Origin of the sequence: Vreelandella azerica (assembly GCF_013112225.1) — a bacterium.
Classification (GTDB): domain Bacteria; phylum Pseudomonadota; class Gammaproteobacteria; order Pseudomonadales; family Halomonadaceae; genus Vreelandella; species Vreelandella azerica.
This window is the reverse complement of the sequence record NZ_JABFHI010000005.1, coordinates 224,082-241,565: the sequence shown is the minus strand read 5'-3', so window position 1 is coordinate 241,565 and position 17,484 is coordinate 224,082. Positions and strand designations below refer to the sequence as shown.

Sequence of the window (17,484 nt, the reverse complement as noted above, 5' to 3'; positions counted from 1 at the left end):
AGAGTAACGATGTCTGATCAAACCTTTAATAAACTCGATCCGTTGAAAGCAACCAGGGTTCTGGGCCAGTCTTTCAAGCGTTTATCGCCGGCCCATCTGGCCCGTAACCCCGTCATGCTGGTGGTCGGTATCGGCACGCTGGTTACCGGACTGCTCGGCATCCATCAGCTGATTCAGGGGCAGTCTGCCATCCTTGATTTTGCTATTTGCGCTATTTTGCTGTTTACCGTTCTGTTTGCCAATGGCGCAGAATCCGTTGCTGAAGCACGCGGCAAAGCCCAGGCAGGGGCACTTAGAGCCACTCGACAGGATCTGAAGGCGCGCAAGCTCGATGGCGACCAGACCCAGATAATCCCTGCCACCCAATTGCGCCGTGGTGACCAGGTCATCGTCAAGCCCAACGAGTTGGTACCCGCTGATGGTGAAATAGTCAGCGGTGCCGCAACCATTAACGAGTCAGCGGTCACCGGTGAATCCGCACCGGTATTACGTGAGGCGGGCACTGACAATAGCGGTGTCAGCGCAGGTACCCGGGTACTTTCCGATGACATTGTGATTGAAGTGACGGCTGATCCAGGCCAGTCATTGTTGGATCGTATGATTGCTCTGGTGGAAGGCGCGTCCCGTCAGAAGACGCCGAGTGAACTGGCCTTGTCAGTTCTGCTGGCCGCCATGACACTGGTCTTTCTGATCGTGGTTGTCACCCTGGTTCCCTTTGCCAGCTTTGTGGGCGCCTCTCCATCCTTCTCGGTGCTGGTGGCTCTGCTGGTCTGTCTGATTCCCACTACGATTGGCGGTTTGTTACCCGCCATAGGCATCGCCGGGATGGACCGCGCCATGCGCGCCAATGTGATTGCCAAGTCTGGTAAGGCCGTTGAAGTTGCCGGCTCCATCGACACGCTTTTGCTCGACAAGACCGGCACCATTACCCTGGGAGACCGTAAAGCCACGGCCTTTGAAAGTGTACAGGGAGTGTCATCTGAAGCATTAAGAGATGCGGCCTTGCTGACGTCACTGGCCGACCCCACGCCGGAAGGAAAGTCCGTGGTGTCTCTGGCGAAAGAACAGGGATCTGAGGCACAAGCTGCAGACGGCACTGAGTTTATCGAGTTTTCGGCCAACACCCGGATGTCAGGCGTCAACCTTCCTGATGGGCGCATTTTGCGCAAGGGAGCCACGGATGCCATTCGTCGTTTTGTCACTGACAATGGTGGTCACTATCCAGATGAAACAGACCGATTGGTCGACAGAGTCGCCAAAAATGGCGCAACACCACTGGTGGTAGCTGAAGGCTCACAGGTGCTGGGGGTTATTGCCCTGTCAGATGTTATTAAGTCCGGCATCAAGGAACGTTTCGCCAAGCTTCGGGAAATGGGCGTGAAGACGGTGATGATCACGGGCGACAACCCAGTGACCGCCGCAGCCATTGCTGCCGAGGCCGGTGTCGATGACTTTGTGGCCGAAGCCACACCTGAGCAGAAGCTGGATATCATTCGTAGGGAACAGGCCGAAGGCCGACTGGTGGCCATGATGGGAGATGGTACCAACGATGCCCCGGCGCTGGCCCAAGCAGATCTCGGGCTGGCCATGAACTCCGGTACCCAGGCAGCCCGTGAAGCAGGAAACATGGTGGATCTTGACTCAGACCCTGGCAAGTTACTGGACGTGGTCGAAATCGGTAAGCAGTTACTGATCACCCGAGGCTCCTTGACCACCTTTTCGCTCGCCAACGATGTGGCCAAATACTTTGCCATTCTTCCCGCCTTGTTTGTGGGTAGTCTTCCCGCGCTTGAAGTGCTCAATATTCTTAATCTTTCGAATCCGATGAACGCTGTGCTGGCGGCCACCATTTTCAATGCACTGGTTATCCCGGCACTGATTCCCTTCGCCCTTAAAGGCGTTGGGTATCAACCTGCCAGTGCCACAGCTCTGCTGCGCCGTAACCTGCTGATATTCGGGCTGGGAGGCTTGCTATTACCCTTCCCTGCGATCAAGGCCCTGGATCTTGTGCTCGTGACTTTGTTGTAAACTTCACGCCTTCGGAGAAACGAAAATGACTGACTCTACGCCTGATATCACCCGTTCGGCCTCCTGGCTGGCCTCCCTAAGAGCAGGCATCGTCCTGATAATACTGTGTGGCGGGATTTATCCTTTCGCAGTGACCAGTCTGGGCGGCCTATTATTCCCGCATCAGGCCACCGGCAGCCTGATAACAATAGACGGTAACGTGGTAGGCTCTGAGCTGGTCGGACAGCGCTTCGACGCGCCGGGATATTTCCATGGTCGCCCATCGGCAGCAAACCATGATCCTTTTGTGGTGAGCGGTTCCAACTATGCAGCCAGCAACCCGGAACTACGTGAGCGCGTACGGCAAACCTCTCAACTTATCGCTGATCGCGATAATATTGCCCCCGAGGCGATTCCGGTTGATTTGCTGGCGGCCTCTGGCTCGGGCATTGATCCCCACATTTCACCAGATGCCGCTCGAATTCAGGCCGCACGCATTGCCAGCGCCAGAGGCATCCCGGCAGAACAGGTGAACGAATTGATCCAGCGTTATACCCAAGCCCCCACACTGGGGGTTCTGGGACAACCTCGGGTGAATGTCCTGCGCCTTAACCTGGCCCTGGATGGCAAGGAGCGTTCAGATTGAATCAAGACAGCCATAATCATGCCCGCCCCAACCCCGATGCGCTGCTGAAAGCCCAGGCACGGGAAACCGGTGGCGGGCTGAAAATCTTCCTGGGTGCTGCCCCGGGTGTCGGTAAGACTTACCAGATGCTGCAAGCCGCCCACGAGTTGCGCAAGCAAGGTATTGATGTGGTGATTGGTGTGGCCGAAACCCATGGTCGCGAGGAAACCCGTGCGCTGTGTGAAGGTCTTGAACAGCTGCCCTACAAGCAGGTCAGCTATCGGGGGCATACCTTTGATGAATTTGACCTTGATGCCGCTCTACAGCGCCAGCCTCAGGTGCTGCTGGTTGACGAACTTGCCCACCGCAACATTCCCGGCACTCGCCATCTGCGCCGCTTTCAGGATATCGAAGAGCTGCTGGATCAGGGAATCACCGTGTGGACGGCGATCAATATCCAGCATCTGGAAAGCCTCTCGGATGTCGTTGCCAGCATCACCGGGATACGTATGCGCGAGACGGTTCCAGACTCCATACTCGAACGTGCCCGGGATATTGTGCTGGTTGATCTGACTCCCTCAGAGCTGTTGGAGCGCCTGAACCAGGGCAAGGTCTACGTGCCCGAGCAGGCCCGCGCGGCTATGGAAGGCTACTTTTCCCCCTCGAACCTGTCGGCACTGCGTGAACTGGCGGTGCAGTCTATCGCCGAGCGGCTGGATGCCGATGTGCGTGACACCATGCAATCCCGGGGAATCGAGGGGCCCTGGCATATCCGCTCTCGTATGCTGGTTGCGGTGGACGGCGCCAGCCAGGGAGAGGCACTGGTTCGCGCTGGCCGGCGGATTGCCGATCGGCGCAAGGCGCCCTGGACCGTTGTCAGCGTCGATAATGGCCGGGCCGGGCCCGAACAACGCCAACGCATTGAAAAAGTCTTTGCACTGGCCGCAAGGCTGGGGGCAGAAGTGCGCACCTTAAGGGGCTATGATGTCGCAGATGAAATTCTGGCGTTTGCCAAGGAACATAATGTCACCACCTTGATACTGGGCCGCTCTGACAAGCCTTGGTGGCACTGGCGCCCTTCCACCACCCGTCGTCTGATGAAACGCGCCACGGCCTTTGAGGTGACCTTTATTCCGGTGCCTCGCCGGCAGCACATGAAGCGCATCGAGACGAACAAAAGCCGCACCCACTGGAGTGACTATGTGTGGGCACTGGCCAGTGTGGTAGCAGCCACGACCGTCTCTATGGGGCTTCAGGATGTGTTGCCGCTGGGCAATCTGTCGCTTATCTTTCTGACCTCGGTGCTCTGGGTCGCGGCCAGAACCGGTATCCGCCCGGCACTGGCCACGGCGGTGTTAAGCTTTCTGACCTATAACTTTTTCTTCACCGAGCCGCGCCTGACCTTCAGCATGACAGACAGCGATGAAATCCTGACGGTCATTTTCTTTCTGGTCATTGCTGTTATTGGGGGCAACCTGGCAGGCAGACTCAGGGATCAGATTCAGATGCTACGCGCCTCCAACGACCTTGCCGATGCCCATCTCCAGTTCACCCGGCGCCTGGCAGCGGCGCCTGACATCAACTCGGTGCAGAGAGAAGCTACTGATGCCCTGTTCGGCCAACTCAAGCGACCGCTGATGCTGGTTCAACGTAGCCCAGATAATGGCGAGCTTGAGGTGGTCACTCAGGCGGGTTCGACGCCCTCACTCAGCGATGCGGTCTTTTCCGCAATTGACTGGACATTGCGTAACAGCAAACCTAGCGGTGCTTTTTCGGATACGCTCAGCAGTCTGCCGTGGCGCTTTGAGCCGGTGGAAGCCAATGACGAGGTGTACGCCGTGCTAGGGCTATGGGTCAGTGACATGACGCCGGAGTATTACCGCGGCCTGACCATTGGCGTTTATGTCCATCAACTGGGGCTGGCCTGGTTTCGCACCCATCTGGCGGCCAACCTCTCAGCCTCACGGGTTGCCGAAGAAACCGAACGTCTACGCTCTGCCCTGCTGTCATCAATTTCTCATGATCTGCGGACGCCACTGGCGTCGATGATCGGCTCAGCCAGCACGCTGAAATCGATGTCAGAACGTCTGTCAGAGGAAGACAGACACAGCCTGCTAGATTCGGTGCTGGGTGAAGGTGAGCGCCTGGATCGTTATATCCGCAACCTGCTCGACATGACAAAACTTGGCCATGGAACCCTGAAAATCGAACGCGACTGGATCGCCTTGACCGATATTCTGTCGTCTGCCCTGCGGCGTACCCGCAACCTGATGGACAAGGTAAGATTACAGAAATATCTCGCCGAGGATTTGCCCTTGCTATACGTCCACCCGGCGCTGATTGAACAGGCATTGGTCAATGTGCTTGAGAATGCCGCCAAATTTGCGCCCAGCGGCTCAACGCTGAGTATTCATGCCTATCAGACTGAGGATGAGCTTATTATTAGTGTATCAGATGAAGGCCCAGGCATTCCTGAAGAGCAACGCAGCCGGGTGTTCGACATGTTCTTTACCGGAGGTGACGGTGACCGCGGCCCTCATGGCAGCGGCCTGGGGCTAGCTATCTGCCATGGTATGGTAGCTGCCCATGGGGGCGCATACGAGCATTGAGCGGCCCAAACAAGCGTGGAGCGACCATTGAAATAGCGCTGCCGCTGAATGAACCGCCCGAACTCACCGCTGAGGAAGCCAGTGCATGACGGTTTCAACTCACCAACGCGACACACCCTGTATTCTGATCATTGATGACGAGCCGCAAATCAGGCACTTTCTGGTCATCAGCCTGAAAACTGAAGGGTATGAGCTGCTTGAGGCTGATAACGGCGAAACCGGCCTTGGCCTATGTGCCCGTTATTCACCTGACCTGGTGATTCTGGACCTGGGGTTGCCGGATATGGAGGGCACCGATGTACTTGCAGGCATACGCGAATGGTCGTCAATACCGGTGATCATTCTGTCGGTTCGTGACAGAGAGCAGGAAAAAGTCAAGGCGCTGGACCTCGGCGCCAATGACTATGTCACCAAACCTTTTGGCGTGGATGAGCTACTGGCCCGGGTCAGAACACAGTTACGTCTCCAGGCAAAAAACCCTGAAGCTGCCACCCCGGCATCCGCCATTTTTGATGATGGTGTCTTACATATTGACCTTGCCATGCGCAAGGTGGTCGTGAATGCTGTGCCGGTCAGGTTGACCCCCAAGGAATTCGCCGTCTTGAAGGTCCTGATGCTGGCTTCAGGAAAAATAGTTACCCAGTCACAGCTTTTGAAAGATATCTGGGGGCCAACTCACACTCAGGACACCCATTACCTACGCATTCTTATTGGCAGGTTAAGACAAAAGCTGGGCGATGACCCGACAGAACAGCGCTACATTCAGACTGAGCCGGGGGTGGGGTACCGTTTTTAGAGGTTTAGCGTTTCATGCTTATTATCAGAAAATCATAAACTGAAAATTTAAAGTCCGCTTTGGGTCCTGGCCGTGTGAAAACTGCACAAACCTGATCTGACTCACGAATCTACCCCTTCAGCTGTCCTCTGGCCCCACCTGAGCCATTGCTACGATAATTGCCGACCGCTGCTGTTATGACATATGGAAATTATGAAGTCATCAGAAACCAGCTACAGCGGCTATGACGGCCCTGAAATACGGAGAAAAGGGCTATTACGCCCTTGCGGCCTTCATCAATTCATTGACTCCCAAGATCTTTATGACGCGCGTCAGGTTGTACGCCAACACATGAAGACTCATTTCCGTGCTCACATTTTTGAGCCGCTTTGTCGTGAAGTGTGTCGCCCCCATCCAGGCTTTCAGCGTGCCAAATGGATGCTCAACCGTTTGCCGCCTCAGGCGCATCATCTCTGGATTCCAATCGAGACGTGACTGTACAGCTTCAAGTACTCCTTCATGCTCCCAACGCCTGATCCGTCGTTGCTTGCCCGTTGTGCATTTTTCTTTCATAGCGCAGCTTCCACATGCCGAGCTCCAGTAAGTATGCAGCTTCATGCCTTTTTCTACTGTTTCATATCGCCATATGAGTCGCTGATCAGCAGGACAAGAATATTCATTATTTTCAGGTAAGTACCGGAATGAGTCTCTTGAGAAAAAGCCCTTTGCCTGGTTTGGAGATGTTATCGGCTTAGGCAGATAGGTCGTTATCCCCTCCTTATGGCAGGCGAGGATTTCTTCGCCCTTGAAGTAGCCTCTGTCAGCGACGACCTTCAGCTCCTTGATTCCAGTGGCTTCACGAGCTTGCTTCGCCATATTGAAAAGCTGCCCACGGTCATGCCCGACGTTGGTCACCTCATGCGCCACAATCAAATGATGCTGGCTATCAACCGCTGTCTGCACGTTATAACCGACTGTCCCGGTGCCTTTGCCACTGGTGGCCATCGCCCTGGCATCTGGATCCGTCAAAGATACTTGCTGGTCAGGGGATTGCAGTCGTTGCTCCTCAACTGATTGTAATCGCGCCGTTTCTTCCCTGAGCTTTATAATTTTCTCCTTCAGGTGTTCCGTCTTGGCCTCGGCCAAAGCAGGCTCAGCGTGGTCGGCTGTATCTAGTTGACCAAGGTACCTATTGAAGCTTTCTTCGATCTGCTCAAGGCGACGCTTCACCTTGATGGCTGTGAAATTGCGATTGCGGTTGTTGACGGCTTTGAACTTGCTGCCATCGATGGCCACGATGGCTTGGGAGAACAGCTCCAGTCGCCGGCAAAGCACGATGAATTCACGACAAACACGGCAGATGGCATCGCCATAGTTCTTGCGGAAGTCGGCAATTGTCTTGAAGTCTGGTGTCAGGCGCTCTGTTAGCCACATCAGCTCGACATTGCGCTGCGTTTCGCGCTCTAAGCGGCGACTCGACTGGATGCGATTAAGGTAGCCGTAGATGTAGAGCTTTAGAAGTACCGAAGGATGATAGGCGGGCCTACCTGTCGCATGCGGATCAACACCCTTGAAACCAAGCTCTCTGAGGTCGAGACCTTCAACGAATGCCTCGATGGCACGGACAGGGTTATCGTCTGCGACGAAGTCATCCAGTAGCGCAGGAAACAGGGTGCTTTGATCTCGGGCCTCGCCTACAACGAATCGCTTCATCGCCATTTCCTCAATAAACCTTGGAAAAGTATAGCGGCCAATACGTTTTCACACAGCCTCGGTCGTTATCTGACCTTCATTCAACCACCCCTGTTACAGTATGTATACCTCCACCTTTGACACAGGTCAGACAGGGGCCATCATTATTGGACAGTACCCCCACCAGCCGCCCTTCCAGCGGGATGGGCCGATATGCCGGATTGCTGGCCCTCAGGTAGGCCCGCTGCCCCACCAGTTCCAGCCGTTTGACGGTCAGGTCTCCGTCGACGGCAATCACGATCACCCGCCCGGGCATGGCCTCCAGGCTGCGGTCCACCACCAGCAGATCACCATGATGGATGCCGTCACCGGTCATGGAGTCGCCTTCTGCACGCACAAAATAGGTGGCAGCAGGGTGCCTGACCACGTGCTGGTGCAGTTCAAGGTCATTATCCAGGTGATCATCGGCCGGGCTGGGAAACCCGGCCCGAACCGCGCTGGACAACGCGGCAACAGGCAAGGTGTAGGGGCCGATTCGGCACGGCCAATCAAGAAGACAGGTAATGACATGGGATAGCCCGCTCAAATACTGATAATATATACAGAATAGACGGACAATGTCTAAGTACAAGTCACTTTCCACTTCCTGATTAGGGAATATAGATATATCGACGCGTTTTCAATTAACGACCATCCATAAACCCGTCAGCATAATGACAAGGCCTAATGCCTTGAAAGTGGATAATCTTTCCTTTAACCACAGGATGCCGATCAAGGTGCCCAAAGGAATGGAGAGTTGACGCAGCGCTACCACATGGCTGACTTCATCGCTTAACGCCAGTGCCACCAGCACAAACCCGAAGGTGGTCGTAATCATCAACCCTGTCCACAGCATGAGCCGTCGCTTGGTATGACATGGGGATTCCTTGCGGACAAAACAGTTAATCATCACCAGGTACGCTTGTCGCCCGGCTTCTGATCCATAGCCTCATCGGCTAGCAGGCAAAGTACTTTTGGAAGTAGAGTGCCACAGAACGCAAAACAGACTCATCAAGAGCAGCATAGATTTTCTCGACTTGGCAAAATCAGAGAGGGTGGGTGTCATGGAAAACTCCAAGAGTCAGCAATCATAATGCGTATCAGAACTAAAGCATGTTGCAAATGTGGTGAATCAAAAGACGCTCTCTATCGGTGTCGGTATGGGAAGTTAACCGATTGGGTATTTCTTTGCGGTAAATGTCTGGTTGCAGTCAAAACAGTTTACGAGCATTCATATCAATATGGTGGGACCTGGAAGAGTAAGAAAAAGTAAGTTTAGACGGACATAGGGCTTTTTTTGGTATCTGACATTGGGATGCCAGAGCAGTATGGGTCATGGCTCTGACTGTGTGTAAGCCTGTCGAGAATAGCGTTTATCGGCAAGGGCAAGGTGATTACGGCGATACGTGTGCCCATAGAGTTTTCAGTGGGCCGCCTACCGGATCGTTTTCGGGTATTGCCACGCTGGCTACACGCGCCAGCGCTGCTTCCAAATCTTTTGGGTCACCGCGCTCTATAATGGGCTGTTAGCCAGACGGGTAGGCACCTACCATGCAAAAATCATCGTCCGCCTCCAGGCTTGCATGCCCAACCCCTGCGAGTAGTAGCAGCGCATCGCCTGCGTACAGCATCACTTCCTAACCGTCAGGGTCGCCCAGCCGCGCGAGAGCTTTACCGCGAAAGATGCCTAACGCTTTGTGGGCGGTGGAGTGAAAGTGGTCAAAGTCATACAGGTGGTAGCGCCAGGATGACGACCAGCCGTGGCGTTTGAACGCATCGGCGCGAGCCGCCGGGTCAGGGGTGTTGACGACACCTCGGTAGACTAGCACCGGTAACGGGGAGTTGGGGTAGCCGGTCGCGTCATCGCTGTCCAGATGGAACGTTTCAGGCTGCGGAGTGGTCATCATGGCCTCCAGTGTCGTAATGGCTGTCTAATAGCATAGACGTCTGTATCCGTCGCGATAAATCAGCCCATTGCCACCGCTCAATCGCCTGTTACTCCACGGATGACGTCGAGAAGCTCATCAAAGTAGGGGTTCCAGGTTAGGCGGGCATGGTACTTTTCCGCATCCCGGTGGCCCCATGCGCTGAACCAGAGGGAGTCTGGATTATCGGGCCGGATAAGATCTTTCTGCCCGTTTTCCAGCATGGTGTAGCTGCCCGCTTCACCGTAATAGGGGTTCTCGGGTGCAAACAGCACATTCATGTGGGAAAAGGTGCTGATCCGCCGGTCGGAAAGATAGCTGGTGAGTGGCGTGACGCGTGAATCGTCAAGGTGCGCTGGGGTGTCGCCGTACCATATGAAGCGCGATGCCGGGTGAGGAAAGCGGGTTTGAAAGGCTTCGAGCGTCGCGTTGGGGTCGAGTACGCTGTCATGCTGGCTAATGGTCATCAGCACGGGTTTATCGAACAGCTCGGCGTCGAGATTTTTTTTGTACGGCGCTAACCGAATGGTTATACAGCGCGGCGCCTCGTGATGGCAGAGACTGATACGCTGCGATATTGTCCTCGTCGTCGATGTCGAGCCAGTCCCAGAAATGAGCAATCGCCGGGGCGAGAAACAGATAGCGGCTATCTGGGTAAAAACCGGGTGAAAACAACAACAGCCCGTCGATATTGTCGTTGTCATACGCATGGGAAGTGACCAGGTTGCCTCCGGTCGAGAAACCACCCAGCCAGAGCTCATCGACGTCGTCTGCCAGCCGTTGGGCGTGAGTGGTGAGGATGTTTTCACAGTCATCATTGCTTGGCAGCATCAGGTCGGCGGGGCGGCTGCCGTGCCCGGGCAACAGAAGGGAGCGAACCTGCCAGCCATCGTTCACCATGGCACTGGCGATATCTGTAAAATACCACGGGCTCGAGCCCAGTCCGTGCACGAACAGGATACCGCGTTCAAACGGTGCGTTGAGCGCTATCTCGCGCTGGTGGTCGTCGCTGATGAAGCGCCTATTATCGGCGAGCCAAGCGCGGGTATCGCGGACGTACGCATCGAAGCCTGGTTGATCATAGCGCGGCAGACTGCCCGAGGGCTGAAATCGCGGGGAATCCGGCGGTATCGCGCAGGAAGGCAGCAACACAACAGCGGCAAGCACAACGCTAAAGCGGCGGAACATGAACGTCTCCATCGTGAAGGCTTGCCCATGGCAGGCCCTACCCGTTGATAATCAGGCGATTGAAACCATCAGTCGTCAGCATCCAGACGCAGAAAGCTTAATCGTCGCAGGTTAGTGGTGTTGCCTGATTCTCAGCAATCACGACCAGTTCCCGGTCATTTTCCAGCGTTGCCAGGGCAATCTGGTAGCAGTCCTCGATATGACGATTGCCCATCATCTTCATGGCAGTGTAGCTGATGCCGCCAGCCACGGCGCTGCCGACGAAGGGCACGAACCGGGAGACGGCAACCCTGACTCCCATCTTCTGTAGCAGCATCACGATCAGTTTTCTGGTGATGTATTTCCCCGCCAACCTACTGCCCGTATTGGAAATGGCCGTCATCACAAACAGCTTGGCTTCGGTATCCAGACTTTCGATCTGTTCAGGCGTTAGCCCGAACTGGTGGTTGATCCGGGGAATCAGCCGCATCAGAATAGCGACGTCCGACCCGACATCCATCCCCGGCAAAGGAATGATCGCCGCGCCGGCTGAAAGGCGCGAACTACTGGTGACCATCGCTTGGCACGACTGCTTGATGGCGTCGAGATCTTCTCGTGACGTAATCATCATGCGTTTCTCCTTTAAACAACGTCTCGTGAGCCAGCGCTTGCATGTCGATATGGCCACGAAACACCCACACTTCCACTACTTTGGCCCAGTACGGCTGTACTAATCCCACCATGAAACGTCTGTCGGCAGATGGTACTTGTGACATGAGCCAAGCGTAGGATACATTTGCTTAGCGACACGGGGTGCCCTGATAAGACACAAGGGCTGAGATAACACCCGCTGAACCTGATCCAGTTCATACCGGCGAAGGGATGTCATACACGCGGCCATTCATGTGTACGGTAGGCATCCTTGCCATTTATAAGGAACCTGCCCTGATGCTTATATCTCCTGCATTACCGCTTTCCCAACAAGTTGTGCTGATTACCGGCGCTAGCCGCGGCTTGGGTGCATGCTTGACGCGTACCTTTCTAGCCGAGGGCGCATGCGTTGCCGTGAACTACCTGAAAAGTCGCGAAGCAGCACAGACCGTGGTGGCTCAGGCGCCGGAGCGCGCCCTGGCCATTCAGACGGATGTGCGCGACCCTGACGCAGTGAGAGCCATGTTCAACGCTGTGCAGGCCCATTTCGGAAGGCCGGTAACTACTCTAATCAATAATGCACTCTCGGACTTTTCGTTTAACGGCGATGCACGCCCCACCGCCGACACCCTGAACTGGGAAAACCTTGATCAACAGCTGCAGGGTACGGCGCGTAGTGCACTCAACACCATACAGGCAGCGCTGCCAGGCATGCGTCAGCAGGGCACCGGGCGGATTATCAATATTGGCACCAACCTTTTCCAGAACCCGGTGGTCCCCTACCACGACTATACGGCGGCCAAGGCCGCGCTGCTCTCGCTTACGCGTACGCTGTCCAACGACCTGGGGCCTGACGGCATCACGGTCAACATGCTGTCGGGAGGGCTGCTGCGCACCACGGATGCATCTGCCGCGACGCCTGAGGCTGTTTTTGACCTCATCGCTGCCAATACGCCCTTGCGCCGGGTCACCACCCCGGAAGAGTTTGCCGATGCGGCCCTGTTTTTTGCATCGCCCTGGAGCCGAGCGGTCACTGGCCAGAATCTGGTGGTGGATGGCGGACTGGTCAAGAACTGATATTGCCAGGGTGATGGCCGCGTGAATGATGGCTCAGCGCTACACATCACCCATGGCCTGGGCACGAATAGCATCTGCCGCATGGGTTCCGGATAGCAGCGAACACTCACAGCTGCCCATTCGCGCGCCTGTACTGATGTAGTCCCCACAGAAAGCCACTCGGGAGGTGGGACAAAGCGATAGTGCCCTTGGCAAAGGCTGCCCCTCGGGAAAGGCATTACCCCAACGGTGCAGCAATGGGCCCAACACGTACCGCGATTTTTCAATTGCCGGCATCCCAGGGATATCGCCTAGCGCGGTTAACATTTCATCGACGATGGCCTCTTCTCGAGCGCTATCCGATGAGGCATCACCCACCCTTGCCGCACTGGATGAAGCCCCATATACCCCGGCATTGCCACGGGCGTAATCGATCGTGGAGTGCAAAACCACCGAGCAACTCTCCGGGCCACACGGCTGGATTGAAATCTTGGCCAGGACACTGTGGTGCTCGACCCGGCCATCATTGAAAGCCAGACGCTGCCATTGCTCAGCCTCATCACCGGTGCAGTGCATCAAGACCGTGAGCACCGGCGCTGCCGTTTGCCCGGCAATGACCCCAAGGGCTTCGTTTAACTGCCCGTCTGCAAGCTGCGAAGCCACTGCGACAAGGGGCGGCTCACCCCCAAAGGTGTCCGACCAGCGTGGATGGGCGACACCACTACCGGCCACCACCAGCCAGTCGGCACGCCCGACCTCTTCGGCGTTTTTATCCCGGAGTATCCAGGGAGCTTCCTCGCCGTCTGATCGCGATAGCCCCGTGATCATGGTTGAATACGCTGAATTGATGCGCGGCAGGCGTGCGTTGTGATCATCCAGCATCAGAGCCCCGGCGATGGCGGCCATCTCGCCATTGATACCGGTAATCAGCGCTTCACCGGCCAGCTGCTCGCGGCGCTGACACGCACCGGTGCTGCCATCGAGTACACAGCGAACACCCGTATAGGGCGTGATGGCATCACCCAGTGATGACAACAGCTCAAGCCCCTCTGGGGTCGTGATATCCGCATAGGGCGCTCCGTGGTTGATGCCCAACGCCGGGATCGCTCGTGTCTTTCGGGTTGAAGCCCGGCCACCGGGACCACGGCCGATCTCGTAGAGCGTGATGCGGTCAAGTTGCTCTGGCATCGTCAGTGAAAGCTGTCTTGCCGCGGCAGCGCCGGCGATGCCATTGCCGATGATGGCAACGCTGAGACCAGGCTTCGAAACAGAATCAGAAGAGGAAGAGACCATTGATATAGACACCTTGTATATCAGATATTTAAAGAATGCCTTTCGCGCTTAACCGGGCACAAGGATGGCACAGATTTGACACTACCAAAAACAAGGGCCTACGCATTTTGTATATATACTGACACTAAGACATTGACATCTTTGCAGGTTTGACTCAACCGACCCGGATGCCATACCCGCAGGAGATAGGACATGACAGAGGTTGCACACCCCGGTTTTGAGACTGTCATCATTACCGGCGCCAGCAGCAGTATTGGCAGTGCCACTGCTGAGAAACTCGCTGAGCAGGGCAAGGCCCTGATACTGCTGGCGCGCCGCAAGGCCCCACTGGAGGCCATGATGACCCGGTTGCGCCAGCAACACCCGCAAGGCACCTTTATCGCCATTGCCGGGGACTTGGCCCATCGCCAGAAATGCGAAGCAGTGATCAACGGCCTGCAACACACATTACACAGCCACTCATTCAGGCTGGAGGGCTTTATCCATTGCGCGGGAATAGGGACACCCACCGATGATTTGCAACATTGGAAGCCGGATGAACTTGAGGCAGCGCTGGCGCTGAATGTGATGGCCCCGCTAAGATTGATTCAGGCATTGCTACCCTATCTTGACGGCAACGCCCGATCTCATGCCCACTTCTGCCGGATGGTGCTTGTCGGTGCAGGCATTGACCGCCAAGCGCAACCGGGTACTGGTACCTATGGCATCAGCAAGATGGCTTTACGTCGTTTGTTCGAACAGCTTATTCTAGATCTGGCACCTTATTCCGCCACTGTTGCCCTCTTTCAGCCTGGGATGGTCGATACTCCCGGGCTACGCCAGCACATCCGTGCCGCCAGTTCACTCGCCCTGCCTCACGCCGAATATCTCCATCAGCGCCTGGTGCAAGGTAACTGTTTAATGCCAGAGAGGGTGGGAGATGCCCTTTCTGACTTACTTAATCAGGTTCCCATCGAGGAATTTAGCGGCAAGGAGTGGCATGCGCGACAGTTACTGTGAGCGTCGGACGTTAAAGGTTGAACCGTTCACACAGAAAACGGGCGATGCCATCATCGTTATGGTGCCCTATGGTGGCGGTGGCCAGCCGCTTTATTTCATCCGTGGCGTTGGACGGGGCGTAACTTTCATCTGCCAGAGAGAACATGCTGATGTCATTGTCGCCGTCACCAAAGCAGATGATCCGCTCGAACCCCAGTTCTTCTTTCAAGATAGACAACGCACTGCCCTTGCTGGCGGCACTGTGGTGGATATCAAGCCAGAAACGGCCCGGCGCATTCTTGACGTCACCCAGGTAGGCCACCAGATGATCTTCTTCGTCCAGCGCTTCGGAAATCCGTCGTATAGCCTTCTCCGGACCGAGCGCACTGATATTGGTAATACTTGACCTTGGGTTCAGCTTATCCAGTGGGTAAACAGGCAGTTGCCGAGTTTCGGCCAATGATTTCACCAGTGTGGCGCCATGCTCATCCAGAATGGCCGAGTGATACACCGCATGCTGGTTGTCGGGTTCAAGCGTGAATACAAAGGGGGTCAGGTGTACCTTGGCGAAGGCCTCAAGGACGGCTTGGATCTCTGAGGCCGTGAGAAAATTGGGGTGCCGGTAGACACTGGTGCCTGGGTCCCAGATGATCACACCATTCTTGTACACATGCGGCAGTCGGAAAGAATGGCCGGACAGACAGGGTTTGGCAGCATGCAGTGTTCGACCGGTCGCCACAGTATAAGCGATGTGGCGTTCACCAAGTTTGTGCAGCGTCTCCAGAGTGTACTTGGAGATCTGCTGATTATGGTTGAGCAGCGTACCGTCCAAATCAAAAACTACTAATTCCATGCTGATCCATCCGATCTGTACATTCCCTATACAATAACTGAATAGCGCACGGATTGTGAGAGTTAGCCTACAGAAAAGATGACCTGGCGGTTAGTGAAAACACAATGAACATCGGCTATCTACTTTTTACCCATTTTTCCATCCAGTGCTCGACACAGGAGGGCCGATCATAGAAGTAGCCTTGCAAGAGAACATCAGAAAATGGAGCAAAATATTTGGCTTGTTCAGCCGTCTCGACTCCTTCGACCACTGTGCGAGGATGTAAATGGTGAGCAGCTGACAAGGTGTTGGTCACCAACGCTGCATCTGCTTCATCATCAGGCAGACCGCCGACAAACGACTGATCAACTTTCAACTCAGAAACCGGGAGATATTTCAGGTAGGTCAGGGATGAGTAGCCGGTGCCGAAATCATCGATTGAAATGCCAACACCCAACGTCCGTAATACCTCTAACTATTAACGAGCAAGCTCCGGGTCGTCCGGAAACACACGCTCGGTAATCGGCGCGCTAGCCTAACATCTTAAGCATTTGACGGTCAGATCTCCGTCCACGGTAATTACGCCCCCGAGCAAGGCCTCTAAGCTGCGATCTACCACCAACAGATCACCTCGATATGTGGCGAAAATCTGGACAGCACTTCCGTCACCCGATGCGACATATCCCCATATAGCGCGTAGTTGCTCGACAGCAGGATCACCTGACGGCGCAAGCCCGGCGACAGCAGGTGCCAGGTAGTACCCATCGCAACGCCCAGCGCCTTCAGCTCATTGGAGCGGGCGACAATACAACCTTCATTATTGGACAGCCCCCCACCGGGCGCCCCTCCAGCGCCGGGTTGAAAACCCGCTCACAGGAGACATAGAAGTTGTTGCAATCCACCAATGCCACCATAGCGATATAGCACTTGTAGCACATATGTCGCCACGCCCCAGACGTGGGACTCACACTCTTCAAGCGGGATGGGCCGATACGCCGGGTTGCTGGCCCTCAGGTAGGCGCGCAGCCCAACCAGCTCCAGCCGCTTGACGGTCAGATCACCATCCACGGCAATCACTATCACACGCCCAGGCAAGACCCCCAGGCTGCGGTTCGCTAATAGCTTTGTCTCGTTTAAAAGCACATCAGCAATATTAGCATTATAATACATAAAGATTTATTATTTTACATTCTTAAAGGGCAAATGACTTTAACACCCACCTTATTCCTCCTGTTAGCCAATTTTTTTATATCAGGCAAGAGGATGATGGTGATGGAAACGAATGAAAATCAACGTGCACAACTTCTAGAAATACGGTTTTAGAGCGCTGCGGCATGAGCACATCAACGCTTTATCGGCTCATGGATCAAAAGCGGTTTCCGCCACCTGTTCGAATTGGAGGACGCGCGGTTGCATGGGTAGAGAGCGAGATAAATGAATGGATTGCAGCCCGGATCGAGGAGCGAGATAACGCCGCGTAAAACCATAAAACCAGGCACACCTTTTCATTGATGGGTGTGCCTCAGTCTTTATTAGCTACCTGGGTTCAAAGTGAAAACTGCGATTTGAGCTCGGAGGACACCTGCTGCGTATTGATTAGGCAGCCGGCATCTATCTACTCGACACGCGCACCCAAAAGTCAACAGTCATTGACTTGGGTACTCCCAGGGCAGTGGCATCGTGCCACCCGTAACTGGACACCACGCCAGGCGATCTAACTGAACCCTGATCAGGAAGATCCGCTTGCTTAACAGGAAAAACAGTTAGAAGCTGTATGGCCGCAGGTGCCAACAGGCCTGATCGGCATCGATTTTATCCAACTCAAAGCGGCGATG

The 17,484-nt window shown here is 55.2% G+C and carries 18 protein-coding genes, 1 pseudogene and 1 riboswitch; of the genes and pseudogenes, 7 read left to right on the top strand and 12 right to left on the bottom strand.

All coding sequences use genetic code 11. From position 1 onward, the window contains the following. Positions 1-9 precede the first annotated feature (9 nt). The 4 genes from kdpB to HLB35_RS13300 all read left to right on the top strand — a co-directional run bounded on the left by kdpB (position 10) and on the right by HLB35_RS13300 (position 6,037). Positions 10-2,028, top strand: coding sequence for a potassium-transporting ATPase subunit KdpB (kdpB, locus tag HLB35_RS13315; RefSeq protein ID WP_171702947.1), 2,019 nt, complete (start codon positions 10-12; stop codon positions 2,026-2,028). Between the two features lie 25 nt (positions 2,029-2,053). Further along, complete coding sequence (gene kdpC, locus HLB35_RS13310; protein WP_171702946.1) at positions 2,054-2,653, top strand: potassium-transporting ATPase subunit KdpC; 600 nt, start codon at positions 2,054-2,056, stop codon at positions 2,651-2,653. Continuing rightward, the gene (locus tag HLB35_RS13305; RefSeq protein WP_235937199.1) at positions 2,650-5,241 is read left to right on the top strand and encodes a sensor histidine kinase; all 2,592 of its coding nucleotides are present in this window, start codon (positions 2,650-2,652) and stop codon (positions 5,239-5,241) included. Before kdpC ends, HLB35_RS13305 begins: the two co-directional genes overlap by 4 nt. A gap of 85 nt (positions 5,242-5,326) precedes the next feature. Then, positions 5,327-6,037 carry a response regulator gene (locus tag HLB35_RS13300; RefSeq protein ID WP_171702945.1) on the top strand — a complete coding sequence of 237 codons (711 nt, stop codon included), beginning with the start codon at positions 5,327-5,329 and terminating at the stop codon, positions 6,035-6,037. A gap of 255 nt (positions 6,038-6,292) precedes the next feature. Here HLB35_RS13300 and HLB35_RS13295 read toward each other — a convergent pair whose 3' ends face one another. The 7 genes from HLB35_RS13295 to HLB35_RS13265 all read right to left on the bottom strand — a co-directional run bounded on the left by HLB35_RS13295 (position 6,293) and on the right by HLB35_RS13265 (position 11,470). Then, a complete protein-coding gene (locus HLB35_RS13295) occupies positions 6,293-7,729 on the bottom strand; it encodes an IS1182 family transposase (RefSeq protein WP_171702944.1) in 1,437 nt (478 codons plus the stop codon). 76 nt (positions 7,730-7,805) lie between these two features. After that, positions 7,806-8,213, bottom strand: a complete 408-nt coding sequence (locus tag HLB35_RS13290) for a LexA family protein (RefSeq protein ID WP_235937198.1) — start codon at positions 8,211-8,213, stop codon at positions 7,806-7,808. A 174-nt stretch (positions 8,214-8,387) separates the two neighbouring features. Beyond that, entirely contained in the window at positions 8,388-8,657 is a 270-nt protein-coding gene (locus HLB35_RS13285) for an EamA family transporter (RefSeq protein ID WP_171702971.1), read from the bottom strand. Between the two features lie 727 nt (positions 8,658-9,384). Then, positions 9,385-9,651, bottom strand: a complete 267-nt coding sequence (locus HLB35_RS17490) for a cupin domain-containing protein (protein WP_235937196.1) — start codon at positions 9,649-9,651, stop codon at positions 9,385-9,387. Positions 9,652-9,731: 80 nt separating this feature from the next. Then, positions 9,732-10,145 carry a hypothetical protein gene (locus HLB35_RS13275; RefSeq protein ID WP_171702942.1) on the bottom strand — a complete coding sequence of 138 codons (414 nt, stop codon included), beginning with the start codon at positions 10,143-10,145 and terminating at the stop codon, positions 9,732-9,734. Between the two features lie 4 nt (positions 10,146-10,149). After that, on the bottom strand, positions 10,150-10,860 hold the full coding sequence (locus tag HLB35_RS13270; protein WP_171702941.1) for an alpha/beta hydrolase: 711 nt from the start codon (positions 10,858-10,860) through the stop codon (positions 10,150-10,152). A gap of 97 nt (positions 10,861-10,957) precedes the next feature. Next, on the bottom strand, positions 10,958-11,470 hold the full coding sequence (locus tag HLB35_RS13265) for a hypothetical protein (RefSeq protein WP_328731899.1): 513 nt from the start codon (positions 11,468-11,470) through the stop codon (positions 10,958-10,960). A gap of 168 nt (positions 11,471-11,638) precedes the next feature. After that, positions 11,639-11,739: riboswitch (TPP riboswitch) on the top strand. Positions 11,740-11,787: 48 nt separating this feature from the next. On the opposite strand from HLB35_RS13265, the gene HLB35_RS13260 reads away from it, so the two are divergent. Next, entirely contained in the window at positions 11,788-12,567 is a 780-nt protein-coding gene (locus HLB35_RS13260) for a 3-oxoacyl-ACP reductase (protein WP_171702940.1), read from the top strand. A gap of 39 nt (positions 12,568-12,606) precedes the next feature. Here the strand turns inward: HLB35_RS13260 and HLB35_RS13255 are convergent, their stop codons facing one another. Next, positions 12,607-13,839, bottom strand: a complete 1,233-nt coding sequence (locus tag HLB35_RS13255) for an NAD(P)-binding protein (RefSeq protein WP_171702939.1) — start codon at positions 13,837-13,839, stop codon at positions 12,607-12,609. Positions 13,840-14,031: 192 nt separating this feature from the next. On the opposite strand from HLB35_RS13255, the gene HLB35_RS13250 reads away from it, so the two are divergent. Further along, positions 14,032-14,838, top strand: coding sequence for an SDR family oxidoreductase (locus HLB35_RS13250; RefSeq protein WP_171702938.1), 807 nt, complete (start codon positions 14,032-14,034; stop codon positions 14,836-14,838). A gap of 10 nt (positions 14,839-14,848) precedes the next feature. Here HLB35_RS13250 and HLB35_RS13245 read toward each other — a convergent pair whose 3' ends face one another. From HLB35_RS13245 to HLB35_RS13230, 4 genes are all read right to left on the bottom strand, one after another. Continuing rightward, positions 14,849-15,670: an HAD-IIB family hydrolase gene (locus HLB35_RS13245; RefSeq protein WP_171702937.1), complete on the bottom strand. Its 822-nt coding sequence runs from the start codon at positions 15,668-15,670 to the stop codon at positions 14,849-14,851. A 115-nt stretch (positions 15,671-15,785) separates the two neighbouring features. Continuing rightward, positions 15,786-16,106 carry an EAL domain-containing protein gene (locus HLB35_RS13240; RefSeq protein ID WP_171702936.1) on the bottom strand — a complete coding sequence of 107 codons (321 nt, stop codon included), beginning with the start codon at positions 16,104-16,106 and terminating at the stop codon, positions 15,786-15,788. Positions 16,107-16,261: 155 nt separating this feature from the next. Beyond that, a complete protein-coding gene (locus tag HLB35_RS18975; protein WP_422822458.1) occupies positions 16,262-16,414 on the bottom strand; it encodes a hypothetical protein in 153 nt (50 codons plus the stop codon). A 105-nt stretch (positions 16,415-16,519) separates the two neighbouring features. Next, positions 16,520-16,819: a LexA family protein gene (locus HLB35_RS13230; RefSeq protein ID WP_171702935.1), complete on the bottom strand. Its 300-nt coding sequence runs from the start codon at positions 16,817-16,819 to the stop codon at positions 16,520-16,522. Between the two features lie 155 nt (positions 16,820-16,974). On the opposite strand from HLB35_RS13230, the pseudogene HLB35_RS13225 reads away from it, so the two are divergent. After that, positions 16,975-17,130, top strand: a pseudogene (locus HLB35_RS13225) (helix-turn-helix transcriptional regulator); the annotation flags it as partial. Positions 17,131-17,484: the final 354 nt, after the last annotated feature.